General features: G+C 65.9%; 18 protein-coding genes and 1 riboswitch. Of the genes, 14 read left to right on the top strand and 4 right to left on the bottom strand.

Features of this window, described 5'->3' with window-relative positions:
* The first annotated feature begins 183 nt into the window (after nucleotides 1–183).
* The 5 genes from J7I84_RS09170 to J7I84_RS22055 all read left to right on the top strand — a co-directional run bounded on the left by J7I84_RS09170 (nucleotide 184) and on the right by J7I84_RS22055 (nucleotide 6,481).
* A complete protein-coding gene (locus tag J7I84_RS09170) occupies nucleotides 184–4,002 on the top strand; it encodes a multifunctional oxoglutarate decarboxylase/oxoglutarate dehydrogenase thiamine pyrophosphate-binding subunit/dihydrolipoyllysine-residue succinyltransferase subunit (RefSeq protein WP_214943721.1) in 3,819 nt (1,272 codons plus the stop codon).
* A 156-nt stretch (nucleotides 4,003–4,158) separates the two neighbouring features.
* On the top strand, nucleotides 4,159–4,758 hold the full coding sequence (locus tag J7I84_RS09165) for a GDSL-type esterase/lipase family protein (protein ID WP_141160025.1): 600 nt from the start codon (nucleotides 4,159–4,161) through the stop codon (nucleotides 4,756–4,758).
* Between the two features lie 82 nt (nucleotides 4,759–4,840).
* The gene (locus J7I84_RS09160) at nucleotides 4,841–5,674 is read left to right on the top strand and encodes a DUF4097 family beta strand repeat-containing protein (RefSeq protein ID WP_214943719.1); all 834 of its coding nucleotides are present in this window, start codon (nucleotides 4,841–4,843) and stop codon (nucleotides 5,672–5,674) included.
* Entirely contained in the window at nucleotides 5,674–6,288 is a 615-nt protein-coding gene (locus tag J7I84_RS09155) for a PadR family transcriptional regulator (protein ID WP_214943717.1), read from the top strand. Before J7I84_RS09160 ends, J7I84_RS09155 begins: the two co-directional genes overlap by 1 nt.
* Before the next feature lie 118 nt (nucleotides 6,289–6,406).
* Complete coding sequence (locus J7I84_RS22055) at nucleotides 6,407–6,481, top strand: 50S ribosomal protein bL37 (RefSeq protein WP_369299106.1); 75 nt, start codon at nucleotides 6,407–6,409, stop codon at nucleotides 6,479–6,481.
* 104 nt (nucleotides 6,482–6,585) lie between these two features.
* Here the strand turns inward: J7I84_RS22055 and rsrA are convergent, their stop codons facing one another.
* On the bottom strand, nucleotides 6,586–6,846 hold the full coding sequence (gene rsrA, locus J7I84_RS09150; protein ID WP_214943714.1) for a mycothiol system anti-sigma-R factor: 261 nt from the start codon (nucleotides 6,844–6,846) through the stop codon (nucleotides 6,586–6,588).
* Nucleotides 6,843–7,643, bottom strand: a complete 801-nt coding sequence (locus J7I84_RS09145; protein WP_251046385.1) for a sigma-70 family RNA polymerase sigma factor — start codon at nucleotides 7,641–7,643, stop codon at nucleotides 6,843–6,845. The genes rsrA and J7I84_RS09145 overlap by 4 nt, the downstream gene beginning before the upstream one ends.
* A 237-nt stretch (nucleotides 7,644–7,880) precedes the next feature.
* Here J7I84_RS09145 and J7I84_RS09140 point away from each other — a divergent pair, with 237 nt between their 5' ends.
* The 8 genes from J7I84_RS09140 to J7I84_RS09105 all read left to right on the top strand — a co-directional run bounded on the left by J7I84_RS09140 (nucleotide 7,881) and on the right by J7I84_RS09105 (nucleotide 15,598).
* On the top strand, nucleotides 7,881–8,462 hold the full coding sequence (locus J7I84_RS09140; protein WP_214943712.1) for a DoxX family protein: 582 nt from the start codon (nucleotides 7,881–7,883) through the stop codon (nucleotides 8,460–8,462).
* Between the two features lie 6 nt (nucleotides 8,463–8,468).
* Complete coding sequence (gene aroA, locus J7I84_RS09135) at nucleotides 8,469–9,857, top strand: 3-phosphoshikimate 1-carboxyvinyltransferase (RefSeq protein WP_214943710.1); 1,389 nt, start codon at nucleotides 8,469–8,471, stop codon at nucleotides 9,855–9,857.
* Nucleotides 9,841–10,956, top strand: coding sequence for a ribosome small subunit-dependent GTPase A (locus J7I84_RS09130; RefSeq protein ID WP_214943708.1), 1,116 nt, complete (start codon nucleotides 9,841–9,843; stop codon nucleotides 10,954–10,956). The genes aroA and J7I84_RS09130 overlap by 17 nt, the downstream gene beginning before the upstream one ends.
* A gap of 44 nt (nucleotides 10,957–11,000) precedes the next feature.
* Nucleotides 11,001–11,813, top strand: a complete 813-nt coding sequence (gene hisN, locus J7I84_RS09125) for a histidinol-phosphatase (protein ID WP_214943706.1) — start codon at nucleotides 11,001–11,003, stop codon at nucleotides 11,811–11,813.
* Between the two features lie 164 nt (nucleotides 11,814–11,977).
* Nucleotides 11,978–12,091: riboswitch (SAM riboswitch) on the top strand.
* A 36-nt stretch (nucleotides 12,092–12,127) separates the two neighbouring features.
* The gene (locus tag J7I84_RS09120) at nucleotides 12,128–13,537 is read left to right on the top strand and encodes an aminotransferase class V-fold PLP-dependent enzyme (protein WP_214943704.1); all 1,410 of its coding nucleotides are present in this window, start codon (nucleotides 12,128–12,130) and stop codon (nucleotides 13,535–13,537) included.
* 122 nt (nucleotides 13,538–13,659) lie between these two features.
* A complete protein-coding gene (locus J7I84_RS09115) occupies nucleotides 13,660–14,418 on the top strand; it encodes a class I SAM-dependent methyltransferase (protein ID WP_214943702.1) in 759 nt (252 codons plus the stop codon).
* A 43-nt stretch (nucleotides 14,419–14,461) separates the two neighbouring features.
* Complete coding sequence (locus J7I84_RS09110; RefSeq protein ID WP_214943699.1) at nucleotides 14,462–15,172, top strand: metal-dependent transcriptional regulator; 711 nt, start codon at nucleotides 14,462–14,464, stop codon at nucleotides 15,170–15,172.
* A gap of 48 nt (nucleotides 15,173–15,220) precedes the next feature.
* On the top strand, nucleotides 15,221–15,598 hold the full coding sequence (locus J7I84_RS09105; protein WP_214943696.1) for a hypothetical protein: 378 nt from the start codon (nucleotides 15,221–15,223) through the stop codon (nucleotides 15,596–15,598).
* 3 nt (nucleotides 15,599–15,601) lie between these two features.
* Here J7I84_RS09105 and J7I84_RS09100 read toward each other — a convergent pair whose 3' ends face one another.
* Nucleotides 15,602–16,585 (bottom strand): S1C family serine protease, encoded by a 984-nt coding sequence (locus J7I84_RS09100; RefSeq protein ID WP_214943693.1) that lies wholly within the window; start codon nucleotides 16,583–16,585, stop codon nucleotides 15,602–15,604.
* 235 nt (nucleotides 16,586–16,820) lie between these two features.
* Between J7I84_RS09100 and J7I84_RS09095 the strand changes: the two genes are divergently transcribed.
* Entirely contained in the window at nucleotides 16,821–17,285 is a 465-nt protein-coding gene (locus J7I84_RS09095; RefSeq protein WP_214943690.1) for a pyridoxamine 5'-phosphate oxidase family protein, read from the top strand.
* Between the two features lie 34 nt (nucleotides 17,286–17,319).
* Here the strand turns inward: J7I84_RS09095 and J7I84_RS09090 are convergent, their stop codons facing one another.
* Nucleotides 17,320–18,375, bottom strand: a complete 1,056-nt coding sequence (locus J7I84_RS09090; protein ID WP_214943687.1) for a zinc-dependent alcohol dehydrogenase family protein — start codon at nucleotides 18,373–18,375, stop codon at nucleotides 17,320–17,322.
* Nucleotides 18,376–18,531 lie beyond the last annotated feature (156 nt).

The raw sequence follows: 18,531 nt of genomic DNA, 5'->3' as shown, positions 1-18,531 counted from the left end.
CGCCGTATTTGGCCCCCCGTTCGTCACTTCATGATTTGAGTCACCCTTATTGGCAGTTAACGCAGGATGCTCACTAGACTTGCAAAGGTCTGGGTTCAGAGGACGCAGAGACTGGTTCGAACGTAGTGCTGAAGCACCGGGGGGCCAAAGAGAAATCAAACTCATGGAAGAGGCGTATTTCAAGTGCCAGAGCAGCCAAGCCACCGTCTACCAGAGGAATTTGGCGGAAACGAGTGGCTCGTTGATGAACTGTACGAGCAGTACCAGCAGGACAAAAACGCCGTGGATGCCAAGTGGTGGCCGCTGTTTGAATCCTTCGACTCGGGTAACAGTTCTTCTTCCAACTCTTCTTCCAATGGAAATTCGGCACACGCTGCCCACCCGCCTACCCGGGAACTTCCTGTTGTGAAGGCGGCTCCCGCCGCTCCGGCACCGTCGCCGGCAGCAGCTCCGGCCGCCCCCGCGGCACCAGCTCCGGCCGCCCAGGCGCCGGCACCGGCGCCCGTCAAGAAAGCCCCGGCCACGGAGGCGCGCGACGGCGGCAAGAAAACCGAAGCCGGCACCGGCTCGCAGCCCATCCCGGCGCAGCTGCCCAAGAACGTGAAGGCGCCCACCGCACCCGAGGAAGACGTAGTCTCCGTCCTCCGCGGGCCGGCAAAAGCCATCGCCACCAACATGGTCACCAGCCTGCAGGTGCCCACCGCCACCAGCGTGCGTGCCATTCCGGCCAAGCTGCTCATCGACAACCGCGTGGTCATCAACTCAAACCTGGCCCGCGCACGCGGCGGCAAGGTTTCCTTTACGCACCTCATCGGCTACGCCGTGATCCGCGCGCTGTCCCAGTTCCCGTCCATGAACGTGTACTACGACGAGGTGGACGGCAAGCCTGTCGCCGTCCAGCCGGCCCACGTCAACTTCGGCATCGCCATCGACATGCCCAAGCCCGACGGCACCCGCCTGCTGATGGTCCCGAACATCAAGAAGGCCGAGACCCTCAACTTCGCCGAGTTCTGGCACACCTACGAGGACCTGATCAAGCGGGCCCGCAACGGCAAGCTCACCGCCGAGGACCACCAGGGCACCACCGTGTCCCTGACCAACCCCGGCGGCATCGGCACCGTGCACTCGGTACCGCGCCTCTCCAAGGGCCAGGCAGCCATCATCGGCGTCGGCGCCCTTGACTACCCCGCAGAGTTCCAGGGCGCGAGCGAAAAGATCATCGCCCAGAACGCCATCAGCAAGGTTCTCACCCTGACCTCGACGTACGACCACCGCGTCATCCAGGGCGCAGGCAGCGGCGAGTTCCTCAAGCTGGTACACCAACTGCTGCTGGGTGCCCAGAACTTCTACGACGAGATCTTCGAAGCCCTGCGCATCCCGTATGAGCCCGTCCGCTGGAGCCCGGACCTCCAGGTGGATCCGGCCGACGAGATCAACAAGGTGGCCCGGATCCAGCAGCTGATCCACTCCTTCCGCGTGCGGGGCCATCTCATGGCCGACACCGACCCGCTTGAGTACGTCCAGCGCAAGCACCCTGACCTTGATGTCCTCACCTACGGCCTGACCCTCTGGGACCTGGACCGTGAATGGCCCACGGGCGGCTTCGGCGGCAAGCCGATGTTGAAGTTCCGCGACATCCTTGGCGTCCTGCGCGACGCATACTGCCGCACCACCGGCATTGAGTACATGCACATCCAGGAGCCCGCCGAGCGCAAGTGGTTCCAGGACCAGCTGGAGCATGCCTACTCCAAGCCCAGCCGTGAGGAACAACTCCGGATCGTCTCCAAGCTGAACGCGGCCGAGGCCTTCGAGACGTTCCTGCAGACGAAGTTCGTGGGCCAGAAGCGCTTCTCCCTGGAAGGCGGCGAGTCGCTGATCCCGCTGCTGGACGCCATCATGTCCGACGCAGCCGACGACGGCCTGGACGAGGTTGCCATCGGCATGGCCCACCGCGGCCGTCTCAACGTCCTGACGAACATCGCCGGCAAGACCTACGCCCAGGTGTTCCGCGAATTCGAGGGCACGCAGGATCCGCGCTCCGTACAGGGCTCCGGAGACGTCAAGTACCACCTGGGCACCGAAGGCACCTTCACCTCGGACAACGGCAAGGAGACCAAGGTCTACCTCGCCGCCAACCCGTCCCACCTGGAAGCCGTGGACTCCGTCCTTGAAGGCATTGTCCGGGCCAAGCAGGACCGCCTGGACCAGGGCGAATCGTTCCCTGTGCTGCCCATCATGGTTCATGGTGACGCTGCCTTCGCCGGCCAGGGCGTTGTGGCGGAAACGCTCAACCTGTCCCAGCTCCGGGGCTACCGCACCGGTGGAACCATCCACATCGTGGTCAACAACCAGGTGGGCTTCACCACCGCCCCGTCATCGTCGCGGTCATCCACGTACTCCACGGACGTTGCCAAGATGATCCAGGCGCCGGTGTTCCATGTGAACGGCGACGACCCCGAGGCTGTTGTCCGCATCGGCCAGCTCGCCTACGAGTTCCGCCAGCGCTTCCACAAGGACGTTGTCATCGACATGGTGTGCTACCGCCGCCGGGGCCACAACGAGGGCGACGACCCCTCGATGACCCAGCCGCTCATGTACAACCTGATCGAAGCCAAGCGCTCCGTCCGCAAGCTGTACACCGAGTCGCTCATCGGCCGCGGCGACATCACCGAGGAAGAAGCCGAGCAGCTGCTCCGCGACTACCAGGAACGGCTGGAGCGGGTTTTTGCCGAGACCCATGCCGCCCAGACCTCCCCTATTCCGATCGTCACCGCCGACTCCGCTGCCGTATCCGACATCGAACGGCCCAAGGCCCAGCAATCCGATTCCAGCGTCAGCGCACCGGCCTCCACGGCCATCAGCGCCGAGACCCTGGCGCGGATCGGCAAGGCCCACGTCGAGATCCCCGACGGCTTCACGGTCCACCCCAAGCTGAAGCAGCTGCTGGAGAAGCGCGAACAGATGTCCCGCGAGGGCGGCATCGACTGGGGCTTCGGCGAGATCGCTGCCTTTGGTTCGCTCATCATGGAAGGCGTCCCTGTACGCCTCGCCGGCCAGGACTCGCGCCGCGGCACCTTCGTGCAGCGCCACGCCGTCTTCCACGACCGCGCCAACGGCAAGGAATGGCTGCCCCTGGGCAACCTTTCGGACAACCAGGCCAAGCTGTGGATCTACGACTCCCTGCTGTCGGAATACGCCGCCATGGGCTTCGAGTACGGCTACTCGGTGGAACGCCCGGATGCCTTGGTCCTTTGGGAGGCCCAGTTCGGTGACTTCGTCAACGGCGCGCAGACCATCATCGATGAGTTCATTTCGTCAGCCGAGCAGAAATGGGGCCAGCGCTCCTCGCTGGTCCTGATGCTCCCGCACGGCTACGAGGGGCAGGGCCCGGACCATTCCTCGGCAAGGATCGAGCGCTTCCTGCAGCTCTGCGCGGAAGACAACATGATCGTGGCCAACCCCACCACGGCTGCCTCGCACTTCCACCTGCTGCGCCGCCAGGCTTACAGCCGCCCGCGCAAGCCACTGATCATCTTCACGCCCAAGCAGCTCCTGCGCCTGAAGGCTGCCGCTTCGTCCGTCGAAGACTTCACCAACGGCACGTTCCGCCCCGTCATCGGTGACCATGAACAGCTGCCGGCCACCGGCGTCGAACGCGTGCTCCTGGTCTCCGGCCGCCTGTACTACGATCTCCTGTCCACCCGCCAGAAGACCGGCGACAAGACCACTGCCATCGTCCGGGTGGAGCAGCTCTACCCGCTGCCGAATGCAGAGATCCAGGCAGAGCTCGCCAAGTACCCCAACGCCGAAGTGGTCTGGGCGCAGGACGAGCCTGCCAACCAGGGACCGTGGCCGTTCGTCGGCCTGCACCTGCCGGAGGCCCTTGACCGCCGCGTCCGCCTGGTGTCACGGCCGGCATCCGCCTCCACGGCGGCCGGTTCCATGAAGCGGCACGCTGCGGAGCAGGATGTTCTCCTAAAGCAGGCATTTGCACGGAAGTAAGCAGTAAGGCTGCCCGGCCGGAGTCGAAATACCAGACTCCGGCCGGGCAGTTCTGTTTAATGGATTGAGAGCGCCTCCCCGAGCTTCCGCAGCCGCGGCGGCGACGATGGCAGCGGCCGTATCGAAGTAAACCCGTACCGAAGTAAAGAGGAACGCGTGGAAGACAGGAAGCTGCGGATCGCAGCTGTAGGAGACGAACTGCTGGCCGGACTCGGCGACCCCCGGGCGCTCGGCTGGCTGGGCCGCGTTCTGGCCCGCACTCCCCAGGACGGCATGCTGCTGGAAAGCTACGCCCTCCCCTGCCCGCAGGAAGGTACCGAAGGCCTTGCTGCACGCTGGCTGGATGAAGCCGGGCGGCGGTTCAGTCCGCAGGCTGAGAACCGGTTGGTCATCGGCCTTTCGGGTCGTGACATCGAGTTTGGCCTCTCCACGGCACGGAGCCGGTTGAATCTGGCCAACATCCTGGACTCGGCATCCCAGAACCGGATCGAGGTATTCGTTGTGGGGCCGCCCCCCACACTCGACCCGGCCCAGAACCGCCGGCTGGACGAATTGAATACGGCCTTCGCGGATGTGACCACGCGCCGCAAGCACCTTTACGTCGACACGTTCTCGCCCCTGTTGAACCACGAACAGTGGCGCCAGGACCTCGCGGCAAACGGCGGCACTCCCGGCCAGGCCGGGTATGGACTCATGGCATGGCTGGTGCTGCACCGCGGCTGGTTCCAGTGGCTGGGCATGGACGCACCGCAATAATCTCTTCGAGATATATCTTGACCTTGCCTTCCACCGTCGATAGATTGGGACTCTAACGCGATATATCGCCTTTGGAGGAAACATGGCAGGGGAAAACTGGACTGTTGCCGGGCCGCAGACCATCGAGGTGGACGGCGTAACGTCCCTTAAGCTGGGCATGGTCCGGGGCAGGTTTGACGTCGTCACGCATGCCGAACCAGTGGTTCGCCTGGAGTTCTCCGAGGTGCACGGCGACCCCGTGGCAGTGTCCCTGAACGGCGGCAGGCTTGAGGTCCGGCACCAACTGCACGGCGCCCAGGGGTGGTTCAAAAACCTCATGGAAACCGTCAACCACAACAGCGATAACTCCGCCGTCATCACCGTCGCCGTTCCCCAAGGAGTGGAGGTGGAGGCCGGGACCGTGAGCGGCGACGGACTTGTTTCCGGTACCTCCGCCCACATTCGGCTCAACACCGTGTCCGGCTCCGTCATGGCGGACAGTACCTCCGGCCAGCTTCAGGTCAACACTGTCAGCGGCAGCGTGGCCGTCAGGAACCACCGGGGCGTCCTCACTGCCAAAAGCATCTCCGGTGAGGTGACCGCGTCCGGCAGCTTCACCAACGTGCGGACCAATACCGTCAGCGGCCACCTAAGCTTCGACCTGCTCGATTTCACCCTGGATTTCGGCTCCAATTCCGTTTCCGGAGACCTGACCATCAGGGTGCCGGCTGATGTGGGCGTCGACATCGTGGCCAAGTCCGCCGGCGGAGCGGTGATTCTGTATGGCCATCAGTGCCTCCTCACCAACGGCAAGGTGGAGACTATTGCAGGGCCCGATGGGCAACTGATGCTCGTCCGCACCAACTCGGTGTCCGGCAAGACCTCTATCTTCCACGCTCCGGCGCCCGGCGACTCCCGTGGAGAAGCGGAACGCTGATGCCTCCCGTCTTCGCACACGGTGCGCTGCGCCTTTACCTCCTCTCCCTGCTCGAAAGCGGCCCCAAGCACGGCTACGAGCTCATCAAGGCGCTTAAGGACCGGTTCGGCGGGACCTACTCACCCAGCGCCGGAACCATCTATCCCCGGCTGGGCAAACTCGAAGAGGACGGCCTGGTGGCTACTGAGCCGGCGGGCAGGCGTACCAATTACCGCATCACCGCCGCCGGCCTTGCAGAACTGAACCGCCGGCGGGAGGATCTGGCGGGCGTCGAGAATGACATCGCTGCCTCCGTGCAACGGCTCACCGGAACCCTCAGGGAGGACATCCGCAGCAGTATGCGGGGCCTCCGCGGCGACCTTGCTGCAGCGGCCGAAGCGGCGCGGGCCGCGGCTGCGGCGGCAACCGCCTTGCCGGCAAACAGCCAGCCGCATTCGCCCAAGGGGCAGCCGCTCAAGGAAGCGGAACTGCTGCTGCAAGATTTCCGCGATGGTCTCCGCGCGGATCTGCGGCGCCAGGCCCTGCACCAGCCCATCAGCCCGGTGACACTGGAAACCGTCAGGACAGTGCTGGAAGAGGCCCGTGCGGCCATCCGGGGCACCCTGCAGCCTTAGTGCCCCGCCCCTGCAGCGCTGCCGCAGGTCATCCGCCGTTTCCCGGTTCGCGGGGCGCCAGATCATGTGGGAGACTGGAGGGCAGCTCTTTTGAGTACCAACAGTAAGGAGGCCAGCTATGAGCAAGCGTGCACGCAAGCGTCGTGACCGTAAGCGTGGCGGCGCGAACCACGGGAAGCGCCCCAACACCTAGGCAAATGCCAGGGACTACGGTTCAAGCAAAGGACCCCGCAAGCCAGTCGGCTTCCGGGGTCCTTTGCTGTCTGCGGTCTTGATGGGCGCAGGGGCGGCCCGTACCTAAGCCTCTACCGGACGGATGGCGTGGATCCGGTCCAGGATGGCGTTCTTCAGGTTGTCCGGCGCGGCCTCCGTGCAGGAGCGCTTGACCATGTTGCGGATGACGCACTCGAGGTCGTACTGCTCCGTGCATTCAGGGCAGTCATCAAGGTGGTCCTTGATTTCGGTGATGTCCTCGCGGGTCAGTGCCCCGTCAAGGTACTCGTAGATGCGTTGCATCCGTGTATCGTCGCAGTCGCCCAATCCCTGGCAGTCGCTCATTTCCTGTTCTCCTGTGCTTTGCTTCCTGCCGCATCCGACGCGTCGGCGGCTGTTTTGAATCCCCGCTCGGCGGCGTATTCCGCGAGCATGTCCCGCAACATCCGCCGGCCGCGGTGGAGCCGGGACATCACGGTGCCGATGGGCGTGTTCATGATGTCTGAAATTTCCTTGTAGGCGAAGCCCTCCACGTCAGCGAAGTAGACCGCCAGGCGGAACTCCTCCGGAATGTCCTGAAGAGCCCGCTTGACGTCGGAATCCGGAAGGTGGTCCAGGGCTTCTGCCTCTGCCGAACGCAATCCGCTCGACGTGTGCGACTCAGCCCGGGCCAGCTGCCAGTCCTCAATGCTGTCGGAGTTGGACTGCAGCGGCTCACGCTGCCGCTTGCGGTACAGGTTGATGTACGTGTTGGTCAGGATCCGGTAGAGCCACGCCTTGAGGTTTGTGCCTGGCTTGTACTGGTGAAAAGCCGAAAAAGCCTTGGTATAGGCCTCCTGCACCAGGTCCTCCGCGTCCGAGGGGTTCCGTGCCATACGCATCGCCGCGGAATAGAGCTGATCCACGTACTGCATGGCGTCCCGCTCAAAGCGAAGGCGGCGTTGCTCCACGCTCTCCGTGGCAACGTCCAGGGTGCTGTCCTCGGCGGCCGGCGAACCGGCAGCTGCCTGTCCGGCAGGCAAGGGCACAGTGCCTGGCCTGCCGTTCACTTCGCCGGGGGACGCCTCATACATGGCCGCAACGGCCGGATCCAGGGTGCTCATTGCCTTCAAGTCTACTGTCAGGCTCCCCGCCGCGGGCATGCCGTACTCCGGCGGCTCGGTGGCCAGCGCGTCCACTGCCACCGGTCCCGCCTTTCTGGTTTCGTCCAACACCTTCCGCAAGGCCCAACTCCGCTCCGTATCGGGTGAATGATCGTCAGGGCCCATGCTGCGGACCCGACAGCCATAACCGTCTCCCGCGGGCAAATATTCCCCAAAAGTGCAAGACTAGGACCGACTCTGCCGCTCGCCGCGGCCCGTCCATCCAGGAGGAAATCCATGTCCTTTGTCCGCACGCTCGCCAGGCCCATGCTTGCTTCCAGTTTCATTCTTGCCGGATTGGATAAGCTCAAGAACTCCGACGACACCGCACAGCAGCTCTCCCCGCTGCTGCGCAAGGCCGCGGCCTCGCTCCCCTTCCAGGCGAACGAGAAGGCCCTGGCCCGCGTCATGGGTGGAGCCCAGGTGGGGGCGGGCGTCCTGTTCGGCCTGGGCAAGTTCTCCAGGCTCTCGGCCGGCCTGCTCACGGTGGTCTCCCTCCTGAACACCTTCGTCGAGTGGCGCAGCGCGGACATCAGCAGCAAGGAAGGGCGGCAAAGCCGCAGAAGCCAGCTGCTCAAGAACCTCTCCCTGAGTGGTGGCGTCCTGCTCGCGTCCGTGGACACCGCGGGCAAGCCCGGCCTTGCCTGGCGGGCCGGTCACCTCGCCGCCGACGCCCGCCGAAACGCTTCGCACCTGGCCGCCGACGCCCGCCGAAACGCTTCGCACCTGGCCGCCGACGCCCGCAGGACCACCACCACGAAGCTGAACAAGGCGGACAAAGCCGTACGCCGCGCCGTCGAGCACGCCTCGGGAGCCTAAGCACGCATGACCGCAGCAGCTGCCACCCGGGACGCATCCGGAACACCCGTCCAGCACTGGGCCGCACCTTTTGCGTCCCGGCCAGTCAATGCCACCGTGACGGTGCCCGGGTCAAAGTCCCTGACCAACAGGTACCTGGTCCTCGCGGCCCTCGCGGACGGCCCGTCCCGGCTGCGGGCGCCCCTGCACTCCAGGGACTCCGCCCTGATGATCGATGCGCTCAGGCAGCTCGGCGCCACCATCACCGAGGTGCCGGGTGACGGCACCTTTGGGCCCGACCTGGAGGTTGTTCCGCTCCCGGCGGCAGCGGCAGCGTCCGGCACCACCATCGACTGCGGACTTGCCGGTACCGTCATGCGCTTCGTTCCGCCCGTCGCGGCACTCCGCAGCGGAGCGTCCGTCTTCGACGGTGACCCGCACGCCCGGAAGCGCCCCATGGGGACCATCATCGAAGCCCTCAAGGCCCTGGGTGTGACCGTTTCCGCTGAAGACGGCACCGCGCCGTCGTCGCTCCCGTTCGTGGTGGAAGGCACTGGCGCAGTCCGGGGCGGCCACCTGGTGATCGACGCCAGCGCCTCTTCCCAGTTCGTCTCCGCCCTCCTCCTGGTGGGGGCAAGGTTCGACGAGGGCCTGCACCTGGAGCACGTGGGAAAGCCGGTGCCAAGCCTGGACCACATCAACATGACCGTGGCTGCCCTGCGCGGCGCCGGCGTCTCAGTGGACGACTCGGTCCCCAACCACTGGGTGGTGGCGCCGGGACCCATCCGCGCCTTCGACCAAAGGATTGAACAGGATCTCTCCAACGCAGGACCCTTCCTGGCGGCCGCCTTGGCCTCGCAAGGTACCGTCCGAATCCCCAACTGGCCGGCGGAAACCCAGCAGGTAGGGGATCTCTGGCGCGGGATCCTCACCCAAATGGGCGCCACGGTCACCCTGGCCGACGGTGTCCTGACCGTTACCGGGGGCCCGGAGATCAAGGGCGGTGACTTTGCTGACACCAGTGAACTGGCTCCTACAGTCGCGGCGCTTTGCGCCCTTGCAGCGGAGCCTTCCCGACTCAGCGGGATCGCCCACCTCAGGGGGCACGAGACTGACCGGCTCGCGGCCCTGGTCGCGGAAATCAACCGGCTCGGCGGCGACGCCGAGGAAACCGCCGACGGCCTGGTGATCCGGCCCGCCCGGCTGCATGCCGGCGTCGTCCGCAGCTACGCCGACCACCGCATGGCCACTGCCGGGGCAATCCTGGGCCTTGCTGTGGACGGCGTCCAGGTGGAGGACATCGCCACCACCGCCAAGACCATGCCTGATTTTCCGCAGCTCTGGGAAAAGATGCTGGCCCAGGGTGCCGCGAGTGCCCCCGGGCCGGAAGGGCGCGGCAGTGGCGCGGAGCACTGACTCCTGGGACGAGTCGGACGTCCGGATCCGCCCCAGCAAGAAAGGCTCCCGGCCCCGTACCAAGGACCGCCCCAGCCATGACGATGCCGTGACCGGACGGATCATCACGGTGGACCGCGGCCGGTATACGGCCGTCGTGGATGAAGACTCGGACAACGAGCGCATTGTCATCGCAGCGCGCGCCCGCGAGCTTCGCCGTTCGCCGGTGGTGGCGGGCGACTTCGTATCGCTCGTCGGGGATGTGTCCGGCGCATCGGACACGCTTGCCCGCCTGGTCAAGATCCAGGACCGAAAAACCCTCCTGCGCCGGAGCGCCGACGATACGGATCCGATCGAACGGGCAGTGGTGGCCAACGCCGACCAACTGGTGATCGTGGTGGCGGCCGCCAATCCGGAACCGCGCACGGGGTTCATCGACCGCACCCTGGTGGCAGCCTACGACGCCGGGATCGAGCCGATCCTCCTGGTCACCAAGGCCGACGTCAAAGACCCTTCGGAGCTGCTGTCCAACTACACCCACCTGGACTTCCCGATGATCATCAGCCGCACCGCGGACGCGCAGGCCTCCGGCATCGACGCCAGGTCCGACGACGGCCTGTCGGCGCGGCTGGACCGCGCGGCGGTGGCCGCCCTCCGGGCCCACCTCGACGGAAATGTCACCGTGATGCTGGGGCACTCCGGCGTGGGCAAGTCCACTATGGTCAACGCGCTGACCGGGGCCGAGCGGGCCACGGGCGGTGTAAATGCCGTCACCGGGCGGGGCCGCCACACGTCGTCGTCCGCCCTGGCCCTGCGCCTGGCAGACGCACCGCCGGGCAGCTGGATCATCGATACCCCCGGCATCCGGTCCTTCGGGCTGGCGCACGTGGATCCGGACCGGATCCTGCGCTCCTTCCCGGACCTCTCCCCCGGGATCGAAAACTGTGAGCGGGGCTGCAAGCACACCTCAACGGCAGTGAACTGCGGCCTCGATGACTGGGTGGCAGGCGGACACGCAGGTCCCACCGGCCCTGCCCGGCTGGCGTCCCTGCGGCGGCTGCTTGGCGCAGACCCGCGCATGGAAGCACAGGAATCCAAGGAGCTCGGCAGCGTCAACTGACGCGTTCTCCCGGCAGAAGCGTCCGCAGACGGTAGTTTGGAACCATGATCCAACCCGCTTCGAGCTACAACGATGACCTGCGCCTGGCCCATGTCCTGGCCGACTCCGTGGATGACCAGACAATGAGCCGCTTCAAGGCCCTGGACCTCCACGTTGAGACCAAGCCGGACCTGACGCCCGTCACCGACGCCGACAAGGCAGCCGAGGAAGCCATCCGCGGCCAGCTCTCCCGTTCCAGGCCCCGCGACGCTGTCCTGGGCGAGGAATTCGGCAGCACCGGCCACGGTTCGCGGCGCTGGATCATCGATCCCATCGATGGGACGAAGAACTTTGTCCGCGGCGTTCCGGTGTGGGCCACGCTGATCGCCCTGGTGGATGAAGGCGAGCCCGTGGTGGGCGTGGTCAGCGCGCCGGCCCTTGGCAAGCGCTGGTGGGCGGCTAAGGGCATGGGCGCGTACATGGGCAGGTCCCTCGCGGCCGCCACCCGGCTCCGGGTCTCCAACGTCTCCAGCCTCTCCGACGCTTCCCTCTCTTACTCCAGCCTGGGCGGCTGGAAGGAACGCGGAAACCTTGACGATTTCCTTGGCCTCACCGAGGACGTCTGGCGGACCCGGGCCTACGGCGACTTTTGGTCGTATTGCATGGTGGCAGAGGGATCGGTGGACATCGCCTGCGAACCGGAGCTCAACCTCTACGACATGGCTGCCCTGGTGCCGATCGTGGTGGAAGCAGGCGGCCGTTTCACATCCCTTGAGGGCGAGGACGGACCGTTCGGCGGGAACGCCCTGGCCACGAATTCGATCCTGCACTCAGAGGTGCTGCACCGCCTCAACCCGTATTTGGACGACCTGCTCTAGACCGGCTCCAACTGTTGGTGTTTTCCCGCCAGAACCGAATATTGCGATGCCGGATACAGCCAGAAGGCAGTGTCCGGCGTCGTTTGTTCGATACTGCGTAACAAAGCCCTTAACAATAGCCGTGGCTTCGGTCCTGGCCGCGCCATGTCCTACGCTTTTAGACAGGTCACGAGTGCCAGCGCAAAACCCCGGTTTGCTGGCCGGCAACCCTCCATTCGCGGCGGGGTGCCCCGGGTGACGACCAGGCCGGTCCGGAGTGGATGCGGCAAGCGCGGATTCCCTATGCCGGAGTCCTGTATTCAAGTGAGGTCTCTGTGACTACTGCCACCGTCTCCCCCCAGCCCGCCATTGCGGGAGCTGCTGAACGCCATGCCGTTGCCGGCCAACCCCTTGCTGCCGTCACCGGCGCCGAGATCCAGGCACCGCTGATTTCCGGGGGCCACGTCCGGTACGCCAATCTCGATTATGGCGCCTCCGCCCCCGCGCTGTCAGTGGTGTCCGCCTACCTGAACGAGATCCTGCCCTACTACGCAAGCGTCCACCGCGGGGCCGGGTACGCCTCCCAGATCAGCACCTCGGTATATGAGAATGCGCGCACCATTGTCCGGGACTTCGTGGGCGGACGGCCGGATGATTCGGTCATCTTCACCCGCAACACCACCGATTCCCTGAACCTCCTGGCGGGCTGCCTGCCGCAGACGGGCGGCCGTCCCGACGGTGACGTCCTCTACCTGGACATCGAGCACCACGCCAACCTCCTGCCGTGGCAGGGCGTTCCGCACCGCAGCATCGTTGCCGCCGACACCATCACCGGCACCCTCGACGCCGTCCGCGCCGAACTGGAGCAGGGCGGGGTCAGCCTGCTGGCGGTCACAGGTGCTTCCAACGTGACCGGCGAAATCCTTCCCATCCGGGCCCTGGCCGCGCTGGTCCACCGGTACGGTGCCCGGATCGTGGTGGACGCAGCCCAGCTGGCACCGCACCGCCGCATCAACATCGCTGCGGACGGCGTCGACTACCTCGCCTTTTCCGGCCACAAGTTGTACGCGCCCTTCGGTGCGGGCGTGCTGGTAGGCCGGCCGGACTGGCTCGACCGCGGCGTCCCGCACCTCGCCGGCGGCGGTGCGGTGAAGGAAGCAAGGCTCGACGGCGTCAGTTGGGCCACCGGGCCGGCCCGCCATGAGGGGGGCTCGCCGAACGTCCTGGGGGCCGCCACCCTGGCCCGCGCCACACAGGTCATCGCCCAGCTCGACCAGGGCCGGTGGCATGCCCACGAATCTGCCATCCGTTCCTTCCTGGTGGAGGGCCTTCAGACCATCGACGGCGTCACCGTCCACCAGATCTTCAAGGACAGCAACCCTGAAACGGACACCATCGGAGTGGTCAACTTCTCGGTTGAGGGCTACGACGCGGGGCTGGTGGCGGCCTACCTGTCCGCAGAGCATGGGGTGGGCCTGCGCGACGGACGCTTCTGCGCCCATCCCCTCCTGAAGCGCCTGGGCCTGCCGTCCGGTTCCCTGCGCGCAAGCTTCGGCGTGGGCTCGCGGCTGGAGGACGCCGAACGCCTCCTCGCCGGCATCCGCGCGCTGCGCAGTAACGGACTCGGATGGGACTACGTGGTGGACGCGGGCCGCTGGGTGCCCGCCAACGACTTCCGCACCTACCCGCACTGGGCGCCCAACACCCCCGGGACGGCCGGCGCAGCGCCCTGCACCGACGACTGAAGCAGGGACCTTTCCAAGGCCCGGCCGCGGCGCTGAAGGCCGCATGTGCTGCCACCTGCCGGTGGCCGCACATGCGGTATCTTCGAGGGGAGATCACCGGCAGCACAAGAAGGAGGCCACACGTGGTTCGGGGTGGCCCCAGGCTGGATCAGGACCGGCGCAGGGAGCTTGGGGAGAGCTTCCAGGACGGCGGCAGGCACTACCAGCGCGTCCGCCCCGGCTATCCCGCGGAATCGGCAAGATGGCTGGTGCCCGCTGGAGCCCATGACGCCCTGGACGTCGGGGCCGGTACCGGAAAGTTCACCGCTTTGCTGCTTGCCATGGGACTGGACGTCACCGCCGTCGACCCCTCTCCGGACATGCTCGCCCAGCTGACTGCCCATTGCCCCGCCGCCACGGCTGCGCCGGGGACTGCCGAGGCGACCGGCCTTCCGGATGCGGGCTTCGACGTCGTTACCGTTGCCCAGGCCTGGCATTGGTGCGACCCCCTGGCGGCAAGCACCGAGCTGGCGCGCGTCCTGCGCCCACACGGAACGCTCGGCCTGGTCTGGAACCAGCTGGACACCTCCGTTCCCTGGGTGCACCGGCTTTCCCGGATCATGCACGCCGGCGATGTCTACCGGCCTGGCCACAAGCCCGTCGTCGGACCCGAATTCCACGGGCTCGAAGGGCATGTCAGCCACTGGGAGGATACGGTGACCACCATCGACCTGATGGAACTGACCAAGTCGCGCAGCTACTACCTGCGGGCGGGCCAGGCGACGCGGGCCAAGGTCATGGCCAACCTGGACTGGTACCTGCATGAACACCTTGCCTACAGCGATGGCCAGGAACTCGGCCTTCCGTACCTCACCCTGGCCTGGCGGGCAGTTAAGGCATGACCGCTGCCCTTGCCGCGGCCGCTAAACCGGTAGGCTTGGACGCGTGAAGACCGGCGCGCCCTCCTCCTCGATCGAGGACTACGTCAAGGTCATCTATTCCTTCACGGAATGGCAGGACAAGCCCATCACGTCATCCCAGCTGGCACAGCGGCTGGGGGTGGCCAATTCCTCGGTGTCCGAGATGGTCCGCAAGCTGAAGGACCAGGGCCTGGTGGACCACAAGCCGTACAGCGCCGTCACGCTGACCGAGGCCGGCCTGCGCCTGGCCCTGTCAATGGTCCGCCGCCACCGGCTCATCGAAACCTACCTGGTCCAGCGGCTCGGCTACAGCTGGGACGAGGTCCACGATGAGGCGGAGCAGCTGGAGCACGCAGTCTCGGACACGTTCATCGAACGCGTGGCCGCCAAACTGGGAGACCCGAAACGGGACCCGCACGGCGACCCGATCCCGACGGCGGACGGCCAGGTGCTGCTGCCGCGGGCGCACCTGCTCGCCGGGCTGGACCAGGGGCACAGCGGCAGGATCACCCGGATCAGCGATGACAATCCAGAGCTCCTGCGGTACCTCGCCGCCCAGGACATCGATCTCGACGCAGAGGTTGAGGTGACGGGCCGGAGGCCCTTTGGTGGCGCACTGATGGTGCGGATTGCCGGTCCCGGCGGCACCCGCGATTACGACCTCGCCGATGAAATCGCCTCAGCGTTGTGGGTCTCCAGCGACACCCCGCATCCAGGCTGCATCCTGGACGGCTAGGTCGGGTTCCGGCCGCTGATTTGGCCGCCTCCCGTATCGTGGAGGGTGATGATCAGCAGACGTGACGCAGCAATAACCCTTGATGTTCCCCTTGAGATGGCACAGCGGCACGGCCTGCCGAAATGGATGTCGGAGGCCGAGCTCCGCAGCATCCTGGACAATCCCCCGCCCTGGCTGGTGCAGTCACGGGCCAACCGGACCGGCAAGCGGCCTGTCTGGGTACATCTGGAATGCGCCGTCTGCGGGTATGAGGAAGCGGCGCGGCCCAAGAAGTGGTGGCCGGACTTCACCTACGTGGTGTGCGGGCATCACCCTCCCTCCGACGTCCCTGCCGTGCGTCCCGGCTGCATCCGCAGCGAGTACGACGGCGTGGGGACACGTTTCGTGGGCATCGCGGACGTGGAAGCCCCTCAAGTCAGCCCGTAGCCCTTACGGGGTCCCGTTACCCGTCATTTCCTCCGGAACAGCCGTCAGATGAAGTTCGGCGCCTTCGCGCAGGACGGCCAGGTCGAGCGGCTGGCCAATGGCGTCTGCAAACAGCAGGCGCTGCAGGCTCTCGGCATTGCTGACGGGGCGGCCACCGGCGGTAGCGATGATGTCCCCGGCTGACAGGCCTGCTTTGTCAGCGGGCGATCCAGGCAGCACCTCAACCACACGGAGCCCTTCGCGCAGCCCGGTGCGTATCACGGCGCTGGGGCCGAGCTGCATTGGCGTGCTCACCAGCCCCAGGTAGGCGCGGCGCACCCTCCCGTCTGACAACAGGGCCGAAATGATCCTGCGCGTGGTGGCGTTGATCGGGATGGCCAACCCCAGGCCGGCACCGGCCACCGCGGTGTTGATGCCTACGATCCTGGAGTGGGTGTCCGCCAGGGCACCACCGGAGTTGCCGGGGTTCAGCGCCGCGTCGGTCTGGATGACATCCTCGATGACCCGCCTGTTACCGCCGGACCAGACCGGAATGGCCCTGCCCAGTCCGCTGACCACCCCCGCCGTCACGGAGCCGGCCAGTCCCAGCGGATTTCCCACAGCGACCACCAATTGGCCCACCCGGAGGGACTCCGCCGCGCCGAATTCTGCAGGCCGGATTCCTGGCCGCGAACCATGCACCACCGCAAGGTCGGACAGTGGGTCCGCGCCCACCAGTTCCAGCTCCATCCTGCTGCCATCGCCAAAGACGGCGAATCCTTGCCGGGTGCCGCCCACCACATGGGAATTTGTGAGCAGGTAACCGTCCTCCGTGAAGAGCACCGCGGAGCCTGCGCCCACCCTGATACGTCCGTTGCGGCGCTGCGCCGTCATCTCAATTGCTGCCACGTGCGGCGTAACCGCTGCCGCGACCCGCATTACTGTCTGCGAATACGAGTCCAGGACGTCGTCATTGTCCGCTGGCATGCCTTCCTGCGCCTGTTCCATGGCGCACCTCCGGATTCAGTACCGCTCTTGGCTGTCGGGTGCCCTCAGGGGCCTTACGGGAATCAACGATGGACGGCCCAAATCCAGTCCCGGTCCAGCTACGCCTTGGGTGAACGCTGCTGCACACCTGCTCGAAGTCAAATGCGGCTGACATTCCTGTTTCAACGTCCAGGCGCCGCCCCGGGCGCGGCCCCCACCCGTGCGCGCCTGCTGTCCAGGCCCTAGGATCGGTAGCATGACTGATTCCCCTGCTGGGTCTCGAACCGAACTGCTGAATCCGGACGAATGCTGGCGGTATCTTCGCGCTTCCTATATCGGCCGGCTGGCAGTCATTAATGGTGATATTCCGGAGATCTTTCCCGTGAATTTCTCCGTAGCCGGGGAAACGCTGGTGTTCCGTACGGCACCGGGCACCAAGCTTCGCGCCCTGCTCAGCGGTGCGGTGGCCGCGCTCGAGGTGGACGGGCTCAACCCGTATGCCACGGAGGTCTGGAGCGTGGTGGCCAAGGGCAGGCCGGAACCTTTCGATGAAACCCGGATGGCCCTTCCGGACGCTGATGCCGACCGGGAGCCGTGGGAGCCGGGTATCAAGGACCATCTGGTGGCCCTCACCCCCACAGACATCTCCGGACGCCGTTTCGCAGTCAGGTCACGGACGCGGTGGTGGCCGCCGGTCGACTTCTCCGCGGACTGGCTGTAGGTCCAGCCACCCCTCCACAGCTCCAGGCCAGGACTCACGCCGTAAGGATTACTTTCAGGGCCTTGGTCTCGGCAGCCCGCGAGAAGGTTTCGTAGGCGTCGAGGAACTGATCGAAGCCGAAGTGGTGCGTGGCGAATTTCTCCGCCCTGATTTTTCCCTGGGCCACCAGCTTGAGCAGCATCGGCGTCGTGTTGGTATTGACCAGCCCCATGCTGATGTTGATGTTCTGGATCCAAAGATTTTCCAGGTGCAGTTCCACTGGTTTTCCGTGCACGCCCACGTTGGCCACGGATCCGCCGGCCCGCACTATCTGCGTGCACATCTCGAAGGTTGCGGGGACGCCCACGGCCTCGATGGCCACGTCGACGCCGTGGCCTCCTGTCAGGGCCAGGACCTGTTCCTTCCAGTCGCCGCTGCCCGAGAGGACAGTGTGCGTGGCGCCGAAGTCCCTTGCCTTTTGAAGCCGGTTGGCATCGAGGTCGATTGCCACGACCGTGGCGGCACCGTAGAGCCCTGCCGTGGTGATCGCCGCAAGTCCCACCGGCCCGGCGCCAACCACCGCTACGGTGTCGCCGGGCTTAACCCGGCCGTACTGGACGCCGATTTCGAATCCGGTGGGAAGGATATCGGACAGCATCACTGCTTGTTCGTCACTGACGCCCCCGGGTAACAAGTACAGCGAGTTTTCGGCATACGGGACGCGGACATACTCCGCCTGGGTCCCGTCGATCAGGTGGCCGAAGATCCATCCGGTCCCTTCCTGGCCCTCGCCTCCCAGGCAGTGTGAATAGAGACCGGTCCTGCAATTCGCACAGTGGCCGCAGGATTTGATGCACGAGATGATGACACGGTCGTTCACCTTCAGTCCGCTGACGGACGGTCCGGTTTCCACGACGGTTCCCACGCCTTCATGCCCCAGGATGCGGCCCTTCTCGACGGCGGGAACGTCGCCTTTGAGGATGTGCAGGTCGGTGCCGCAGATGGTGGTGGTATCGACTTTGACAATAGCGTCGCCTGGTTGCTGTATTCGCGGGTCCGGGACATCGGTCCAGGACTTGTCCCCGGGTCCGCCGTAGACGAGGGCTTTCATGGGATTCTCCTTAGGGTGAAGGCATGCTTTACCTGGCCTGCCGGGCAGCCAGCGCGGATTATGCAGTCCCAGCAGGCATCCCACAGCCTGCCACCGGGCCACGCGCCTCCTCAGTGCCATAGGTCCTTCATTTCCCGCGGGCCTTTATGCCCTTTC

The sequence above is a fragment of the Arthrobacter sp. ISL-85 genome (assembly GCF_018613675.1).
Lineage (GTDB): Bacteria > Actinomycetota > Actinomycetes > Actinomycetales > Micrococcaceae > Arthrobacter.
This window is presented reverse-complemented; position numbering and strand designations above follow the sequence as displayed.

Bases quoted from the DNA above. Each gene is read 5' to 3' on its own strand.
- J7I84_RS09160 (WP_214943719.1), top strand. From the start codon at position 4,841: ATGGCAGGGGAAAACTGGACTGTTGCCGGGCCGCAGACCATCGAGGTG.
- J7I84_RS09155 (WP_214943717.1), top strand. From the start codon at position 5,674: ATGCCTCCCGTCTTCGCACACGGTGCGCTGCGCCTTTACCTCCTCTCC.
- rsrA (WP_214943714.1), bottom strand. From the start codon at position 6,846: ATGAGCGACTGCCAGGGATTGGGCGACTGCGACGATACACGGATGCAA.
- J7I84_RS09145 (WP_251046385.1), bottom strand. From the start codon at position 7,643: ATGCCCGCGGCGGGGAGCCTGACAGTAGACTTGAAGGCAATGAGCACC.
- J7I84_RS09140 (WP_214943712.1), top strand. From the start codon at position 7,881: ATGTCCTTTGTCCGCACGCTCGCCAGGCCCATGCTTGCTTCCAGTTTC.
- aroA (WP_214943710.1), top strand. From the start codon at position 8,469: ATGACCGCAGCAGCTGCCACCCGGGACGCATCCGGAACACCCGTCCAG.
- hisN (WP_214943706.1), top strand. From the start codon at position 11,001: ATGATCCAACCCGCTTCGAGCTACAACGATGACCTGCGCCTGGCCCAT.
- J7I84_RS09105 (WP_214943696.1), top strand. From the start codon at position 15,221: ATGATCAGCAGACGTGACGCAGCAATAACCCTTGATGTTCCCCTTGAG.
- J7I84_RS09100 (WP_214943693.1), bottom strand. From the start codon at position 16,585: ATGGAACAGGCGCAGGAAGGCATGCCAGCGGACAATGACGACGTCCTG.
- J7I84_RS09095 (WP_214943690.1), top strand. From the start codon at position 16,821: ATGACTGATTCCCCTGCTGGGTCTCGAACCGAACTGCTGAATCCGGAC.
- J7I84_RS09090 (WP_214943687.1), bottom strand. From the start codon at position 18,375: ATGAAAGCCCTCGTCTACGGCGGACCCGGGGACAAGTCCTGGACCGAT.